General features: G+C 36.8%; 26 protein-coding genes. 25 read left to right on the top strand and 1 reads right to left on the bottom strand.

Annotated elements, in window-relative coordinates; translation table 11 throughout:
- Positions 1-3 precede the first annotated feature (3 nt).
- The 9 genes from MKY00_RS29450 (at position 4) to MKY00_RS29490 (ending at position 3,831) form a co-directional block, all read left to right on the top strand.
- Positions 4-717 (top strand): hypothetical protein, encoded by a 714-nt coding sequence (locus MKY00_RS29450; RefSeq protein WP_074585942.1) that lies wholly within the window; start codon positions 4-6, stop codon positions 715-717.
- A gap of 8 nt (positions 718-725) precedes the next feature.
- A complete protein-coding gene (locus MKY00_RS29455; RefSeq protein ID WP_074585943.1) occupies positions 726-869 on the top strand; it encodes a Fur-regulated basic protein FbpA in 144 nt (47 codons plus the stop codon).
- Positions 853-1,047 carry a glyoxalase gene (locus MKY00_RS29460; RefSeq protein WP_080495939.1) on the top strand — a complete coding sequence of 65 codons (195 nt, stop codon included), beginning with the start codon at positions 853-855 and terminating at the stop codon, positions 1,045-1,047. Before MKY00_RS29455 ends, MKY00_RS29460 begins: the two co-directional genes overlap by 17 nt.
- A gap of 66 nt (positions 1,048-1,113) precedes the next feature.
- On the top strand, positions 1,114-1,353 hold the full coding sequence (locus tag MKY00_RS29465; RefSeq protein ID WP_074585945.1) for a glutaredoxin family protein: 240 nt from the start codon (positions 1,114-1,116) through the stop codon (positions 1,351-1,353).
- Positions 1,354-1,363: 10 nt separating this feature from the next.
- Positions 1,364-1,531 (top strand): hypothetical protein, encoded by a 168-nt coding sequence (locus MKY00_RS29470; RefSeq protein WP_167738248.1) that lies wholly within the window; start codon positions 1,364-1,366, stop codon positions 1,529-1,531.
- Positions 1,532-1,544: 13 nt separating this feature from the next.
- Positions 1,545-2,051 (top strand): dUTP diphosphatase, encoded by a 507-nt coding sequence (locus tag MKY00_RS29475; RefSeq protein WP_074585946.1) that lies wholly within the window; start codon positions 1,545-1,547, stop codon positions 2,049-2,051.
- 203 nt (positions 2,052-2,254) lie between these two features.
- A complete protein-coding gene (locus tag MKY00_RS29480; RefSeq protein WP_229137026.1) occupies positions 2,255-2,497 on the top strand; it encodes a hypothetical protein in 243 nt (80 codons plus the stop codon).
- A 37-nt stretch (positions 2,498-2,534) separates the two neighbouring features.
- Entirely contained in the window at positions 2,535-3,101 is a 567-nt protein-coding gene (locus MKY00_RS29485) for a hypothetical protein (RefSeq protein WP_074585850.1), read from the top strand.
- A gap of 508 nt (positions 3,102-3,609) precedes the next feature.
- Positions 3,610-3,831, top strand: coding sequence for a hypothetical protein (locus tag MKY00_RS29490; RefSeq protein ID WP_001216585.1), 222 nt, complete (start codon positions 3,610-3,612; stop codon positions 3,829-3,831).
- A 72-nt stretch (positions 3,832-3,903) separates the two neighbouring features.
- On the opposite strand, the gene MKY00_RS29495 is transcribed toward MKY00_RS29490, so the two are convergent.
- Positions 3,904-4,371 carry a hypothetical protein gene (locus MKY00_RS29495; RefSeq protein WP_060630990.1) on the bottom strand — a complete coding sequence of 156 codons (468 nt, stop codon included), beginning with the start codon at positions 4,369-4,371 and terminating at the stop codon, positions 3,904-3,906.
- Between the two features lie 128 nt (positions 4,372-4,499).
- Between MKY00_RS29495 and MKY00_RS29500 the strand changes: the two genes are divergently transcribed.
- From MKY00_RS29500 to MKY00_RS29575, 16 genes are all read left to right on the top strand, one after another.
- Positions 4,500-5,255 carry a DNA cytosine methyltransferase gene (locus tag MKY00_RS29500; RefSeq protein WP_016718365.1) on the top strand — a complete coding sequence of 252 codons (756 nt, stop codon included), beginning with the start codon at positions 4,500-4,502 and terminating at the stop codon, positions 5,253-5,255.
- 33 nt (positions 5,256-5,288) lie between these two features.
- The gene (locus MKY00_RS29505; protein WP_016718364.1) at positions 5,289-5,552 is read left to right on the top strand and encodes a hypothetical protein; all 264 of its coding nucleotides are present in this window, start codon (positions 5,289-5,291) and stop codon (positions 5,550-5,552) included.
- 97 nt (positions 5,553-5,649) lie between these two features.
- Positions 5,650-5,961: a hypothetical protein gene (locus MKY00_RS29510; protein WP_061182770.1), complete on the top strand. Its 312-nt coding sequence runs from the start codon at positions 5,650-5,652 to the stop codon at positions 5,959-5,961.
- Between the two features lie 210 nt (positions 5,962-6,171).
- Entirely contained in the window at positions 6,172-6,420 is a 249-nt protein-coding gene (locus MKY00_RS29515; RefSeq protein ID WP_016718362.1) for a helix-turn-helix transcriptional regulator, read from the top strand.
- Positions 6,421-6,437: 17 nt separating this feature from the next.
- Positions 6,438-6,656: a hypothetical protein gene (locus MKY00_RS29520; protein WP_016718361.1), complete on the top strand. Its 219-nt coding sequence runs from the start codon at positions 6,438-6,440 to the stop codon at positions 6,654-6,656.
- 38 nt (positions 6,657-6,694) lie between these two features.
- Entirely contained in the window at positions 6,695-7,324 is a 630-nt protein-coding gene (locus MKY00_RS29525; RefSeq protein WP_074585888.1) for a Holliday junction resolvase RecU, read from the top strand.
- A gap of 138 nt (positions 7,325-7,462) precedes the next feature.
- Positions 7,463-7,834, top strand: coding sequence for an ArpU family phage packaging/lysis transcriptional regulator (locus MKY00_RS29530; protein WP_074585887.1), 372 nt, complete (start codon positions 7,463-7,465; stop codon positions 7,832-7,834).
- A gap of 933 nt (positions 7,835-8,767) precedes the next feature.
- The gene (locus MKY00_RS29535; RefSeq protein WP_074585885.1) at positions 8,768-9,007 is read left to right on the top strand and encodes a hypothetical protein; all 240 of its coding nucleotides are present in this window, start codon (positions 8,768-8,770) and stop codon (positions 9,005-9,007) included.
- 398 nt (positions 9,008-9,405) lie between these two features.
- Positions 9,406-9,597 (top strand): hypothetical protein, encoded by a 192-nt coding sequence (locus MKY00_RS29540; RefSeq protein ID WP_341035569.1) that lies wholly within the window; start codon positions 9,406-9,408, stop codon positions 9,595-9,597.
- A 206-nt stretch (positions 9,598-9,803) separates the two neighbouring features.
- On the top strand, positions 9,804-10,043 hold the full coding sequence (locus MKY00_RS29545) for a hypothetical protein (RefSeq protein WP_000525645.1): 240 nt from the start codon (positions 9,804-9,806) through the stop codon (positions 10,041-10,043).
- Between the two features lie 14 nt (positions 10,044-10,057).
- The gene (locus MKY00_RS29550; protein ID WP_000990090.1) at positions 10,058-10,330 is read left to right on the top strand and encodes a Thoeris anti-defense Tad2 family protein; all 273 of its coding nucleotides are present in this window, start codon (positions 10,058-10,060) and stop codon (positions 10,328-10,330) included.
- A 285-nt stretch (positions 10,331-10,615) separates the two neighbouring features.
- Positions 10,616-11,479 (top strand): phage terminase small subunit, encoded by an 864-nt coding sequence (terS, locus tag MKY00_RS29555; protein WP_341035570.1) that lies wholly within the window; start codon positions 10,616-10,618, stop codon positions 11,477-11,479.
- Complete coding sequence (locus MKY00_RS29560; protein WP_074585899.1) at positions 11,472-12,884, top strand: DEAD/DEAH box helicase family protein; 1,413 nt, start codon at positions 11,472-11,474, stop codon at positions 12,882-12,884. The genes terS and MKY00_RS29560 overlap by 8 nt, the downstream gene beginning before the upstream one ends.
- A gap of 10 nt (positions 12,885-12,894) precedes the next feature.
- Complete coding sequence (locus tag MKY00_RS29565; protein WP_074585898.1) at positions 12,895-14,475, top strand: phage portal protein; 1,581 nt, start codon at positions 12,895-12,897, stop codon at positions 14,473-14,475.
- Complete coding sequence (locus tag MKY00_RS29570) at positions 14,472-15,476, top strand: minor capsid protein (protein WP_074544185.1); 1,005 nt, start codon at positions 14,472-14,474, stop codon at positions 15,474-15,476. The genes MKY00_RS29565 and MKY00_RS29570 overlap by 4 nt, the downstream gene beginning before the upstream one ends.
- Positions 15,476-16,147: a phage scaffolding protein gene (locus tag MKY00_RS29575; protein ID WP_074585897.1), complete on the top strand. Its 672-nt coding sequence runs from the start codon at positions 15,476-15,478 to the stop codon at positions 16,145-16,147. The genes MKY00_RS29570 and MKY00_RS29575 overlap by 1 nt, the downstream gene beginning before the upstream one ends.
- Positions 16,148-16,151: the final 4 nt, after the last annotated feature.

Here is a 16,151-nt window from a genome sequence, read left to right on the forward strand (position 1 = left end):
AGAATGAAGGTTTATATGCCAGTACCAACTGAAGAAGAATATGAAATAGCTGCCAAAAACGGAATTAGCAAAGAGACGGTATACCAGCGGATTCATTATAGAGGAAAGACGGTAGAACAAGCAATTACAGAACCATTGCAGAATGGGAAGTTTTTAAAAAAATATCAGAAGTACATCGAAATTGCAGAAAAAAACGGTATTTCTTACCGAACATTTCATGCAAGGATGACCAAAAAGACAGTTCGCGAATGGACACCTGAAGAAGCGGCAACTATACCTCCTAAAAGAACAGGGAGAGTAAGGAAAACAAAGGCTAATTCTCTTACAGAAGAAGATTATAAAAAAGCAGAGAAAAACGGAATTTCTAGAAAAAACGTGAATCAGAGGGTGGATTCGTATGACTGGAGTATTGAACGAGCTATAACTGATCCAGTTAAAAAGAGAAATAAGAAAGATAATAATGCACGAATGCTAGTGATTGCTGGCCAAAACGGGATAAGCGCTTCAACTTTTTACAGAAGAATTAGAGAGGGAATGTCACCACGCGATGCAGCCATGAAACCTAAGGGGCATACAGCATATATAGAAATAGCTAGAGAAAACGGAATAAATGATATTTGCTTCTATAAAAGAGTTGAAAGAGGAATGCACCCATACTTAGCAGCAACAAAGCCGAAGGACAAACGTGGAAGTACGAAAAAGAAACAAATCAGCTAGGAGGCAACATGGACAGGCAAGACGTTTTAATCAATAAATTAATCGATAATCACATATACAAGCTACCCGATGGGCGTGATCTCTTTGAGGGGAGTTGCGAGGAACTGGCGGGGCTACTAAAAGGAGATGGAGAGAATGAGAGAAGCGATTGAAGAGCTTATAAGAGGATTGCATGAATCGGCAGTAGATAGTAGAAAGGAATCCGACAAGGCTTTTGATAGTGGAGATTTAGGGTTAGCAGGATATTATAACGGGCAGTGGCACGCATTTGAAGGAACGGCAATCGCATTAGAAGATTTATTATCTGATCATAAGGAGGAAACACAATGAAATATACAGAGCACGGCACGTTTGAAGTAACTCAATTATTAGCAGAGGCGAAGGAGAATGAAGAGAATGGCAACTAAGATCACTATGTTTACGAAAAATAATTGCCCTAATTGCATGAGAGCTAAGATGTTATTTGCATCTTGTCCCGTAGAAGTTGAGATTACAGAAATTAATTTAGAGACACCTGAAGGTAAAGCACACCAAGAAATTTTAGGAATACAAACAGCTCCTACTTTTGAATTCGAAAACGGTAATTTCATTTATGGTTTTGATGAAGGAAAGCTCATGAACGCATTAGGACTGTAGGAGGGATCGCGTGAAGAAAGAAACTGCTGTGCAGGTGCAAAACGAACTCGAAGTAGTAGAGGATGAGATTCGCAAAATGGAATATCACTTGGTTGGATTGAATAGCGAGAAGCGGAAAACACAACTTTCTTTGGAAGTGTTGAAGAAACAGAAAGAGAAATTGAAAAGTTACTTATAAGGAGCGGATATAAGTGTTAAATATACAAAAGATTTTTGAAGCGCAGGACAAGCTAGATTGTAAGGTTGTTGAGGTTCATGGGTTAGAAGGGAAAAACTTAACTGGAGACGTAACGCAGGCTTTATACACGGAGTTGGGTGAACTAAGTAATGAGATTGGATTCTTCAAGTACTGGAAGAAAAACAAGAAGGATGATAAGGCACGTCAGTATGATGAGTGGGCGGATTGCATGCACTTTATAGCCAGTTTAGGTAATAAGTACGGGCATAGTGAATTAACAAAAAACGTAATTGATATTAACAATATTCATAATGAGTTGCAATTTGTAGATTCTCATAGTTTTCACGATCTATTCGATCTCATTTACAAATCAAACCTTAATAAATTGGACGGTTATTGCTTATCATTAGCAGCATTAATAAAAATAGGTTTAAGAATGGGAATGACGTTTGGAGATATGGAAAAGTCGTACTTTGATAAGAACCAAGTTAACTATGATCGGTTAGCGAGCGGATATTAAAAAAAGGCTAGGATTTCTCCTAGCACTCAAGCATAAGTCGTATGGAAAGCAAGTATTGTGCAAATCGGGTATTTGCAAGTTCATTATATAACGTTTATTGGGTAGATAGGATGAATCAATGTAATCTTTACGCAGGTTTTACATGATATTGAAGTTTTTGATAAAGACCAAATTTGAATTTTATTAGAAATGGAGGAACGGAAATGTCAATGTATACAACAGCAAAGACGTGGGATGAAATGATAAAAGTTGTACGTTCGTTAGAGCCACCATCATGCTTGTCAGTAAATTATGATTCTGAAAATGATGAATACAAAATTTGGTGTGGTAATCAACCGTATTATTTTTATCAAGATGAAATTGAGAAACTGGATAATGAAAAACGGGCTCTAAAGAAAGAAGTAAAAAAATTGTGTGACTTAGTTAATAGCTTGATAGAAGATTGAACAAAAGCGTTATTTGAATAGAAAGGGAGAATGAAAGATGAAAATAAAGGAATTATCAAGAGGAGAAATCCTGGTAGGTATGGAGAAAGGGCGTTTTAAGGATGGCGACAAGTTTAAACGTCAGTCAGATGGAAAAGAAATCGTAATTGTATTTCCTAGATTGCGATACATGGGTGGAAATCCTGTTGAGGTAGCTGCTGTAACTGAAGCGTGGGATGTTATCAATGAATTTGAAATTGATGATTGGGTATGCCATGAAGAGGATGTATTGATTGGGAAGGTTACTAAAAAAGACGGTAGATATGTTAGTACAGATAATATGCGAGAGGGGTTAGCGGCATATTGGGACGACGGATTGAGAAAAGCTACTGCAGAGGAAATTGTGCAGGAAAAGCGTCGTAGGATGTTCTCAAAAGGCGGTCGTGATCTGGACGAGTTTAAAAATGGTGATATTGTAACACCATTAGATAATGACAAATTGTTATTGATAGTAATTAAGTACTACAAGGATAAAAATGCAGTTTTAATAGATGGAGAATTGTTCGATGCAACAAGTGTAAACCCTGTTTATTTCGTAGAAAGTATGGTGAAAAAAGAGGGTTAATTTCTTAATAAAATAGTTATTCGAATAAGAAAAGAGGAGCGGCGATGAAGAAACAAAGATGGAGAAAAACAAAAGTTAAAACTTGTTACTTATGTGACAAGAAATTAAATATAAACCAGATCCGAGGCATAAATGATTGGAGTTATAAAAACAAAATTTTGTATTGGTGTGAGGATTGCGTAGAGTATTAAAACAAAATTCTTATTTTAAAAATAGAGAGCTCTTGCCAAAGAACTCTCTTACCAAAACTTATATTGAATGAATACACACCATAATGTATGCATGTTGTTTAGGTATGTGTAGTTGTACAATAAAATCTTTATTTGGAAAGAATTCAGCCCCTAACGGTGCGCTGTTAGGGGCTGAATCTCGAGAACTTTTATTAAAATTACATGAGGTTGATCAGTGAATGTAACTATCGATCTCTCGAATTATAGCACTAAGTAAATTAAATTTACAACTTAATATTTACATTTAGTGATAAAAGATATGGAGGGGAATGGAACGGATGAGACATACAAGAAATAGACAAATGACAAAAATAGGTGAAGAAAATTTTATGGGAATGAAGAATATCAAAATTTCAACGATACGAAAGTTTGATGGAGAGTTTAATAATAGATTAGATCCAACTTTCCGGTGGCACAGAGATTATCATGGTATGAATATTGTATCCTTTAACCGTAAGGGTGAAGCATTTAAAACTAATGTGATAAAAGTTAGAAATTAAACAAAATCGTTATTTGATTAAAAGAAAAAAGAGCACATGTTGATATGTACTCTAAGATGATCATTTTAATATCTATTTAAGTGTTTCTTCTGCATCAGGTGTATCAAATTTATCAATCACTTTAAAGATTACTTCTAAAAGAATAGTAGATAAAATCGCAAAGATTAATACAGCATGTGGTGATAATTGCACTGCTGTGAAATTAAATTTTGCTAGCCAAAAATATCCGACATACATTGTCAGGAAGGTACTAACAATTGAAATTGTAAATCCTAAGAAACCTAATTCTTTTAGCTTTTCTTCAGATAATTTAAATACGCGTAATACAAATGAGAAGATGATCCCAACTATGAAAAATCCAATACATAAGATCAATAGTGACATTATACTTGGGTATTCAACGTCATTAGGCATCCATTGTTTCATTCCTACAATTATGGCTGTAGGGAGCACGATAGGTATTAATAGTGGTGATACTATTAGAAAAAGAGCTAATAGTCTACTGATGTTGTTTGTTTCATTGTTGTTTTGATTGTTCATAAAGCCTCCAAAAATAATATAAAAATAAACACCCTAGTGGATTTTAGCATGAAATTATTAGTAAAGCCATAGTTAAAAAAAGGTGGATTTAAACAAAAACGCTATTTTAAAACAAAGGGGAATAGGGTATGAAAATGTTAGATCTATGTTCGGGAATTGCAGGAATAAGCATGGCAGCGGATTGGGCTGGGATTGATACAGCAGCCTTTTGCGAAATAGAAGAGTTCAATCAGAAAGTACTTAGAAAGAACTATCCTAACATTCCTATTTTCCCGGATTTATATAAACTTACGAAACAATCATTACTAGATGGAGGTGTTGACGTTGATTCAATTGGAGTTATTTCAGCAGGATATCCCTGTCAGGGAGAAAGCATGGCCGGAAAGAGAAAAGGTGCAGAAGACGAAAGATGGTTATGGCCAGAAGTCTTCCGACTCATCAGAGAACTCGGACCCACTTGGTTTGTTGGAGAAAATGTTGCTGGACACGTCACAATGGGCTTGGACACCGTGCTCTCCGACTTGGAAGAAGAAAACTACTCGACAAGGACGTTCGTATTACCGGCTGTCAGTGTCGGGGCGCCACATCAAAGATACCGGACATTTATTGTTGGCCACTCCAACGACAAGTCAAAATTACAAGCCGATCCGAGAGTTGTGCCCTTCAGAAGCAAACGGCAGCCACGGGAAAACATTGCCGGGGTCAATAGGGGAACACTTTCCAGAACATATTGGGAAGAAAATCAACCCTCAATTTGTGGAATGGATGATGGGACTGCCACAAGATTGGACGAAGATAGATTGAGGTTTCTGGGTAATGCGGTGGTGCCACAACAGATCTATCCGATATTTGAAGCGATAGCCAAGATTGAAGGTTTATTATAAAAATTTCATTTTGTAGAGAAATGAGGTGCTAGGATGAAAGGCTCTACAAAGTATCAATTATTAAAAGCTGATTTCGATCATGCTGTAAAGCAGCTTAAACAGAGGAATAAAGAAATTGGGCTTCTTAGAGCAAGTCGTGATTCATCTATACACGAATATCGCCAATTGTTTAACGAACGGATGAAACTTAAAGAGGAAATTGAGTTTTTAAAAGATGATGTTCAAATAAGGGATGAACATATTGAAAGACTCGAGAAGGAATTACAGGAATATAAAAGAGCAGCTAGCAAAGGCTAACTGCTCTACGAAAGAAACGTTAAGAAGAAAGTTCAATCATTAAGTGTTATTTATAGTATGGCCAAGATTTTGGGCTTTATTCAAGGGGGAATAAAGATTGGAAGATATAAAGTGGCATGAAGCAGAAGAGAATAATGATGGTATTAAGACAATTGCAATGATTGAACTTGATAAGAAATTAAAAGGTGTAACAATGTATGGATACAACAGGATAGTTGGTTATAACGGTATTTTAAAAGGTGAAAAAGTTTTCTATAAAGGAGAAGAATATACCGTGGTAATGGTATCGAGATTAGGGGACTTTGGTTTATCTAAAACAGGAGAATTGCCATACATTTTACGTGCTTGCCCAAAAGATGTTGTAAAAAAAATAAAAGAGCAGCTAGCAAAAGCTAACTACTCCTTTTGACAAAAGATTCCGGGCTGCCAACACTGTTAAGAAAGCAGCTTATAGATAGTATGCACAAAGTTATGCTAATTATTCAAATGAATAAAGGACAGCTAGCGGAAACTAACTGCCCAACCCTTAAAAAAAGGGAGGAATTAACGGGTATGTAAAAATTCCTCACCTATAGTGTTAACGAAATATTGAGTTTTATTCAGAAGGGACCGAAATATTGTGAGTAATTTTAACGGTGAGAAGTTAACGGAACTTCGGCATTTATTCGGAATGACTCAAGGACAAGTTGCTGAATTGTTAGAGGTTGATATTAATAAGTTGATTGAGATAGAGCGGTCAAGAATTATCCCATCGTTTAATCAAATACAAGTACTATGCAGAACATTTCATGTTAAATCAAAGTATTTTTATAGCAAATCATTTGTAACTAGTGTGGTAGATCCGAGTTATATTTCTTTTCGATACTAAAAAGGAGGTAGAGGGAAATGAGAGCAAGATATTGTGAGTATTTTATTAATTACACTTTTTATGATGAAAAAGACAAAAGTGAGTATGAGAGTAGCGCTACAATAACGATCACTAAGAAAATGAACAGAAATATGATATTTGCAATCGCCAATGATATAGAGGAAAGAAATAACGTTAAGGGCGTCATTATACGTAATTACCAATTACTTCGAGAAAAACGAGGGCGGAAAATTTAGAACAAAATAATCCTTTGAATAGAAAGCGAGGAATAACAATGGGACTAGAAAACCGTGGGATGGCATTTGAAATGCTTATCAATCTAGCGAATGAAATGTATCAAAGAGGTGGAGTGGCGCTTATAAACAAGCGTCCGACTCCTGTGAAGGTGTTGAAAAGTAAAGGTGGCCGTGTGCTAAATGGATTCTATGAAGCTAAAAGTACAGTAGACTATGACGGTGTGTATAAAGGACGAGCTATAGCCTTCGAAGCCAAATCTACAGAGAATCCTGGACGATTTGATTTAAAGAACATCGCACAGCATCAATTAGATTATCTGGAGAAAGCAGAGAAGATGGGAGCGATTTGTTTCTTCCTTATTGAATTTAGCAAGGACAAGTCAATATTCGTTGTACCACTATCGGTCATTCAATCTTATGTAAGGATGTCTCATCAACCGAAGGGCAAGAAGTCTATACCAAGAGCAGACTTCGATATTTATGGGTACCTAGTAGAACAGACGGAACGAGCGTCAGTTGATTACTTGCAATACGTTGATGAAGCTATAGCACCATCTATGTTTGATGGAATGATTCAATTTGATCAGGACCATAAGAAAGTAGCGAATAACATTGAAGCAGCGAAAGAGAAGATGGCCAACAAGAAACGCAAATTATTAAAGGCTTAATGGATAACGGAACCATGCAGAGTGGATGGTGGGGGCTACTCGCTATGCATGTTTCCCTTATTCAACAAAGAGATAGTAAAATTTCACGTACCTGATGTGAATGTAAAAAGACAAATTCAGAAATAGGGGGATTCCTTCATGGAGAAACAATTAACATTATTACCGGATATCGATGATAAGAAGGTACAAAAGGAAGTAGTAAGTGTATTAAAGGAATACAGAGCGCTCAAGATGAGATTCAGTAATGACGTGGAGCAGGAAGGAATTAGTTTATTCCCTGAGTTGCGTGATTCAAGAAATACGAGTAAATGGAAGGTCCAGCAGGTAGAAAAAGCACTTAATAATTTGTTAGATGAGGATGAGCGTAAAATCGTTGAGCGTAAGTTTTTAACTAACGAGAGAGTAAAAGATTCAGATGTTTATCATGATCTACTACTCAAGAAGACATATTTCTATGAGAAGAAGCAGAGTGCGGTTAAATTGATTGCTACAGCACTTGGAATCATCTAAAAATAGCGAACAAAACGCGGTCAAAATGCGAACTTTTTGGGGGACTAAATAAAATGACAAAAATTATAAATTATATGTACAAGCCCTTTGACAACCGCATATCGAAGAGGATTAGTACACCTATCAGTGAAACGTTCTTATGCGAGAATGTCACGGTAACGTATACCGCATAGTAGGGCGGGCAAGGCGGTAAGAATCCGCAAAAGACGAAAAGACCAATTAAAACAAATGAAGACATATTCCAGTGTGGCGAGTGTGAGATAACTCGCATTCGTCATGCTGTTTCTATTATATTTAGTATTCAACCCAGAATGCGTCCTCTGGGTTGATAGTGAATATAAGTCTATTACTCTCTGTTATTTGTTTCTGGAAATGGAATGGGGTGGTTTATTTATGATTAAATGAACATCGCGTTTATGGAAAGAAAACAAATATTAAAATAGGCTTCTTCATCAATTTGAACAGGACATATAGCGATTACTCACGAATTTTCGCTATGCAAGGAGCTTCCGCTCTTTGTTTGAGCCAATATAGACAGTCTACTGTCCTCCTTGTATATTGGTTCAAACAGGGGGCCGGAATAAACATATGCCCTCTGGATATAAATTAAAAAACCTTTATAAGAGAGTCCCTAGCTCTCGAGTCCACGGACTTAAAACGAGAAGATTCTTAGTCTTCTCCAGGTCACCGAACACAGGGCGTGTAGCCAAAACAGTTGATGCGGTGGCTTGGAGAAGGTTGAGAGTAATCTTGACCTTGAAATGATTGCGAAATTCCCCTTTCGTGAATGTTTCTCCCATCCCCTTGAAAAAGCCTGATTACTTCGAAGGCTCAAGTTCCACTTGGGTTATTAGTAGGAGTAATGGGGCTTTTTGTTTTGTAGGATATTCTTCTTTTCTGTCGAATAGATAGAATAGGAGAGGAGGGGATAATATGGAAATGGAAATCGCGTTAGAAGGTAGAGAGTTAGTAAAAAACGAAATATTAGAGCGTACAGCTAAAACTATAGTTAGTGTAAGTGAGTACAATGACGGAACTATAATTGAGTATCGTATTGAAGCTGGAGAAGTTTCTGTTAAATGTAATAAGCAATTAGTTTTACAAGGGGTACAGACCGCAAAACGGAAAAAAACCACGTTAAGCAAATTTCAACATAAAAACGAGTACTTTTAACAGCGTTAAGGAAAACTTTAGTTACCAAAAACCATAATTTTTGTAATTTATTCAATCTTGGTTAAGGTTCTTGATAGCAAAGAGGTAGTCTTTTACCAAAAGTAATTACCAAAATGATTGCCATAAACCTTTTCCAAAAGTATACGTTACACTTTTCAGCATAGATGTTTCTTTCTCCCCTTGTATTGTCCTTAAATCAGGGGAACATTAACCGAAAAATTCTTAACGTGGTTTTTTTCCGAAATGCTGGCGGTACCCCTACAAGAAGACGGAAAAACAGTAAAGATTATAGATTAAGAAAAGTGCATCCATAACGGGTGCTTTTTTCTTTGTTATATAGAAATTACACATTAAACGTGAGATTGAACAAAATGGACATTGGGTTAGGAGGATGAATGATGGATGAGTCGATGTGGAGAACTACGCCAAATAATACAATAAAGTTAAAATCGATAAAACGTCGTAAAATTGACCCAGATAAGATTCAATCTGTTCAAGACATACTAGAAATTCTAAAGAGGATACCTATGTATGTTGATGATAAGGCGGTAAAAGGGCTAGAGCATCTAATTGCGGATGACAATGATTAAACCAATAGCAATTATCGTAGGCACTGCCGTGATCGGTTTAGTGTCTTATTTGTTGTTAAGGAAAGATAAGCGCAAACGTGTTGCATTTAGGGATAAGGGGTGAGAGGAATGTACGGGTTAGGTGAAGCGGTTCTTGAAGCATTATTCTGGTTAGCTTTTCGCACCTTAGGAGTGTTCTTGATTGGATTGGGAGTAGGATGGATTATATGGGGATGAATGAACTACAAAGATACACTGCTTATAAAAACGGTGAAGAATATGATGCAAGTGAATTTGTTGGGGTTATGATTAAAACGGCTGCTTACTCAGTTGGTAAATACGGAATGAACTCTTTTGATGGTTTATTAAAACAATTGACTGATAGTGAGATAGAGATATTTGAGAAGTTAGTTATTGCTGTAGGAGATCATATTTACAAAACAAACGAACACAACGAACGAAAATAGAGGAGGAAATAATAATGATGTATGAGCGTGTAATTGAAAAAGAGTTAAGTTTTGGTGATGCGATAAATGCATTAAAGAAAGGCAAGAAAGTAACTCGTGCTATTTGGGGTGGTTATTGGTTTTTATCAAATAAACCATATCTTAATGAAACAAAGGACGAAGGATACAAGACATCATTTTATTTAGGTCCAACTATTTTTGCGGTTTTAAAAGATATGGGCGGTGTTGCTCCTGCTCAAGCGTACCAATCTGATATGTTAGCGGACGACTGGATGATTGTAGAATAAAACCGAACGAAAATATAGATAGTTAATAAGGTGAAGTTTATGCAGGAAATAACGGTGTTTAGGTGCTGAAAATGGCGTTTTTAAGCCAATGTATAAAATTATGAATACCTCTTATTCATAGGAAATCACAAAAACACTGATATCAAGGTATTTCCCATCCGTCTTATTTACATAATGCAAGTTATCGGCAGTTATTCTGTGTATATTATACATTTCCCTGCATAAATTAGTTTTCGTTATGAATTTTTTAAAATAAGATTCTTTGATTAAAATGAGGTGGTGGTCGTGGCAAAATCTAGAAGCCCGAACAGAGATAAAGCATTTGAGATTTTCAAGGAGCACAATGGAGAAATTAAAAATCGAAAGATTGCTGAGATTCTCCAAGAACCAGAAAAAACAATTTCTTCTTGGAAATCTAGAGATAAATGGGTAGCTAAATTGGATGGCTCTGATTGTAGTACTGCAAAAGAAAATGATTGTAGTACTGCAAAGAAGAAACGTAGTACTTCGCAAAAGTTATCGGCTGCTTTAAAAGGAAATCAAAATGCGGTTGGTAATCCAGGGAATCGTAACCCTAAGTATGGGAATAAAAATGCAGTAGGGCATGGTCCACCAAAAAGGAATGACAATGCTGTAACACACGGATTCTTCCGTAAACACTTCCCTGACGAGGTTGCTGACTTGGCTGCTGAGATAATGGAGAAAGACCCGATCGATATGTTATTGGAAAATATAACGATTCAATATACAGCCATTATTAGGGCGCAACGGATTATGTTCGTTGAATCAAAAGAAGAAATGATAAAGGAATTAAAAAAAATAAGAAGTGAAGTTTTCCAAGATGATAATAAAGCCATAACAACAGTACCCACTGAGGAAGAATGCGAATTTCAATTCGCGTGGGATCGTCATGCTACCTTTATGAATGCTCAATCCAGAGCGATGACAACATTGGTCAACCTTATTGAAAAATGCGATAAGCTAGCTAAAACAGAAGAACAGCAACTGCGTATTGAAAAACTTAAGAAAGAAATTGCTGCTATTAAGATTGATAGTGATACTGGCCAAAACACAGAGGATTGGAAAGAATCACTTATGAAGATAGCGGAACGTAGACGTAAAATGAAGGAAGCTGAAAAGTATGAGTAATACTTCATTTAACGAGTTTATGGAAATAATCGATGTTTATTGGGATGACCCAGTAGCGTTTGCTGAAGATATGCTTGGTTTCTATCCTGATGAATGGCAAAAGAAAGTACTTATGGATTTGGCACAGAGTCCAAAGGTAACAGTACGTTCTGGTCAAGGAGTAGGAAAAACAGGGCTTGAGTCGGTAACAGTACTTTGGTTCTTATGTTGCAGACCTAACCCTAAAGTTATTTGTACTGCTCCTACAAAGGAACAGTTATTTACTGTATTATGGGCTGAAATTGCTAAATGGTTAGAACGTAGCGAAGTAAAGAACCTGCTCAAGTGGACAAAAACAAGAGTTTACATGATTGGTAGTGAAGAACGTTGGTTTGCTACTGCAAGAACAGCGACCAAACCTGAGAATATGCAAGGTTTCCATGAAGATTACATGTTATTTGTATGTGATGAAGCTTCTGGTATTGCTGATCCAATCATGGAAGCGATTCTTGGTACGTTATCAGGTGAAGAAAATAAATTACTTTTATGTGGAAACCCGACTCGAACAAGTGGGGTTTTTTATGATTCCCATAATAAAGACCGCGATATGTACAAAGCTCATAAAGTATCCAGTATGGACTCACCTCGTACAAGTAAAGACAATATTGAAATGTTAAAACGTAAGTATAACGAGGATAGTGATGTGTATCGTGTTCGTGTATTAGGAGAATTTCCGAAAGCAGAAGCTGATGCTTTTATTCCACTTGAATATGCAGAGCAAGCAGCTGCTACACCTATTCAAATTGATAAGAGAGAACGAATACTTCATTTAGGAGTGGACGTTGCTCGTTTTGGTGATGATGAATCAGTAATCGTACCACGTATTGGTATGGTAGCGACTGAATTAAAAAGGTTCAGTAAGCAAGGTACAACGCAAACTGCTGGTGAGGTATTAAAAGCAGCAAGAGAATATATGAAGCAATATCCATTTATAAGAGAAATACACATTAAAGTCGATGCTGATGGTGTTGGTGGCGGTGTAGTAGACCGTTTAGACGAGGTTGTTTATGACGAGGGGTTGAGTCATATCAAAGTTATACCAATTCACAATGGCTCTTCTGCAAGTGATATAAGTTACGAAAATCTGAGTGCAGAATTATGGGCGAATATGCGAGAGCTATTAGAAGAAAACTTCTCAGGTTACATGAGAAATGAAGCGCCTAAACTTAGTATTCCTGATGATGAAAAGCTTATTTCACAATTAACAACTCGTAAGTATCGGATTTCATCGAGAGGCAAGATTGCTCTTGAGAAAAAAGAAGATATGAAGAAACGCGGCTTGCAATCACCTGACCGTGCTGATGCAGTTATACTGGCATTTGCAAATGTTGAGCCAGCATTTGAATCATTTGAACGTGTATTCTAGGAGGTGCGCTATGTTTGAACGCTTAAAAGAGTGGTTCCGCACCCTTTTTAAACAAAAAGGAGGTGTGAATGTGAAAGAGAGTTATACAGAACTGTTAATGAAAGATAAGTGGGAACCTTTGAATGATATTTTAAAAGAGCACGACAAGATATTATTAGATATTGAAAAAAGACAAAATATATTTGATGGTGATTTTGAAATATTAAAGCGTCCTAAGAAGCGCGATGACGATCCGAACCATCGAATTGTAGTCAATTACTCGAAGCTTATTTGCGGTATGCCAGCTTCATATATGTTAGGTAAACCAGTAAGTTATGATGTTCCTGATACTGTAATTGATAAGGGAGTAAATAAAGAAGTAGTTGAAGAATTTAGGGAACAATTAAAGCATGTATTAGAAGAGAATGAGGACCATGCAGTTGATTATTTGAATACGAAACGTGGATTGATTGCAGGTGCTGCGACAGTCCTTTTTTATTTTGATGAGTTTGGTGAGATTAAATACAAATCATATCCAATAAATGAATGCTTCCCTGTATTCGATTATAAGGGTGATATGCTTGCTGCTATTCATCGTTATAAGGATAGAGTAGGAGATGAGGAAGTTGAGTATGTAGAAGTATATGATGCGGCAACAGTTACTTATTTAGTGCATGAGAATGGTTCATTTGTAATGGATAAACGTTACACTACAAATCCAGTAATTCATTCTATACCTGTTGTACCCGCTGCGTATTTTCAAAATGGAGAATTCGCTAAACCACGGGGTGGAAAGATTCAGTATGGCCCAAGTAATTTATCTGATGATGTCATTTCGCAACTTGAAGAATTAGCACGTTTAGTATCGGATAATTCAAATCGATTAGATGTGTTCTGCGATCCATATCTAGCATTCATAGGAGAATATCCTGACAAAGATAAAATGTTAGAAATGAGAAAAAGCAGAGGTATCGGTATTAAAGGGAAACCAGGAGTAAATGTAGATGTTAAGTATTTAATTGCTGATATGAAGAACGAACCGATTGAATGGCAAGCGAAAACTATCATTGATTCAATCTTTGAAACTTCTCAACTACCTAAAATATATAAGCAGGAAGCACTTGGCGATTTATCAGGTGTAGCAATTGAGCAGTTATACGCTCCACTTGATTTGCAAGTGAATGAGAAGGAAATATATCTGCTGCGATATATCAGACGTAAGTTCATGATTATCACTTTAATGCTAAATGCACAGAAATTAATAGATGGTGGCAATGATAATCCGGCAGAAGCGTTAAAAGAAACGTTGAATCCACGTAATGAGAATAACGATTTATATAATCATAAGTGGATTTGGTGGGAAATCCATCGCAATAAACCACAAAATGTGAAAGAGCTTGTAGAAATGATTATGAAGATCGGTAATGTGGAATTATCTGAGTTCACTCTGCTTCAGCTGCTTCCGTTTGTAGAAGATGTACAAGAGGAATTAAAACGAAAAGAAAAAGAAGCAGCAGAGAAACAAGAAGTGGATTTAACTAACATACAGGGTCACATCGCAAACCGTGATAAACGTATGCAGAAGAGCGATAAAACGGATGATGAGCTATGAATCATGAAGAACTGAAAAAGCTTCAGGAAATGGCAATAGAGCAACAAAAGAAGCTAATTAAGTTTAAAGATGAGCGTATTCGCGTACTGCTTGAAGTGTATGCAGAGTTTTTGCAAGACATAAATAAAGAGCTTTCTTATTTATATACACGTACAAGCTTAGGAGCACCAGAAGATAAATGGGATTGGGACGAAATCAGAAGAGGGAAAGATTTAGAAGCAATCCTAAGGCAGATGGAAGGAAGCATAGAGCGAATTGGTCAAGAAGCTATAGCGACTACATCTACATCAATTAAAACAGTTGCGAAAGTAGATTATGCATTTGCTTCTTATATAGCTGCCGCTCATATTGAAGGTTATATTGTTGTGCCACCAGTTATTCCGCAAAGAGCAATAAAAAAGCTCTTAAATAAGGACTGGGGAAATGGTCATTTCTCTGATAACTTATGGGGTAAAACAAAAAACTTTCAAGAGGAACTTCGAGTGACGTTGCTTAATTCGATGCAACGTGGTGAGGGTTTTCGTAAAACTGCCGCTAAATTGCAGAAGAGAATTGGACAAGAAGCATATAAGAGTGAAAGACTTGTTAGAACTGAAATTATATCAGCTAGTAATGCAGCGAAGAAGGAATATATGTATGACTTTGATGAACGCTGCGACGAATTAAATATGAGCTTACTCGCTGGTGTTAGAGTACTAGAAACGTTAGATAATCGAACGTGCCCAATTTGTCGTGCTATCGATGGTCAAGAGTTCACAGTCGCAGAATCGAAAAATATCGCAGAAATAGCCCATCCAAATTGCCGTAGAACATTTGTATCTGTCATTAAAGGCTTCGATAATTCAAATCGTCAACGTGCAGCAAGGAACCTTGAAACAGGAAAAACGTATCGTACTGATGCGAAGACCTTTGAAGAGTACGCAAAAGAGCAAAATGTAAGTACTGCTGCTGACTATCATAAGCAGTACAGAAAAGAGAAGAAACAGGAGAGTGAAGAATAGTGAAATTACATGAAAAAGTAAAACCGACATTTAGATTACGTTTAGGTAACTTCCAATACTTTTCGGACCCAAATCCGCCAGCTGATCCGCCAGCTGATCCGCCACAAGACCCACAACCAACAGATCCGCCGAATGATCCACCTGTGACATATACGCAGGAACAACTGGATACGCAGCTTTCTGATGCTAAGAAAGCTGCAGAAACGCAAGCAAAAGCGGATTTATATAAGAAATTGGGTGTGGAGTCATTTAAAGATTTACAAGATAGATTAGGTGCTGCAAAAACGAAAGAAGAAGCAGATGCAGCATTACGTACTTCAAACGAAACTCTTACTTCAGAAAACAATAGTTTGAAGACAGAACTTGCATTTGTAAAAGCTGCTACATCATATAAACCACATGATGCAGATATTCTTTTTGCTACAGTAAAGCCGTTATTACAAGCTGATCCAGATAGTGGCGAGATTACGAATATGAAAGAAGTACTAGAACAAGTGAAAACAGATAAACCATTCTTATTTATGAGTGAGGAAGCAGCGCCAGGTGGTCAAGGAGGTGGTGGGCAACAAAGACCAGGAAGTACTGCACCAGGTGGTGGAAATCCTCCTGCATCGAAAACAGACTACGATAAAGGTGCAGAATTAGCGAAGAGACGTAGTCAAAAAAATTAAGGAG

The organism is Bacillus sp. FSL R9-9834, from assembly GCF_038006905.1.
GTDB lineage: Bacteria > Bacillota > Bacilli > Bacillales > Bacillaceae_G > Bacillus_A > Bacillus_A pacificus.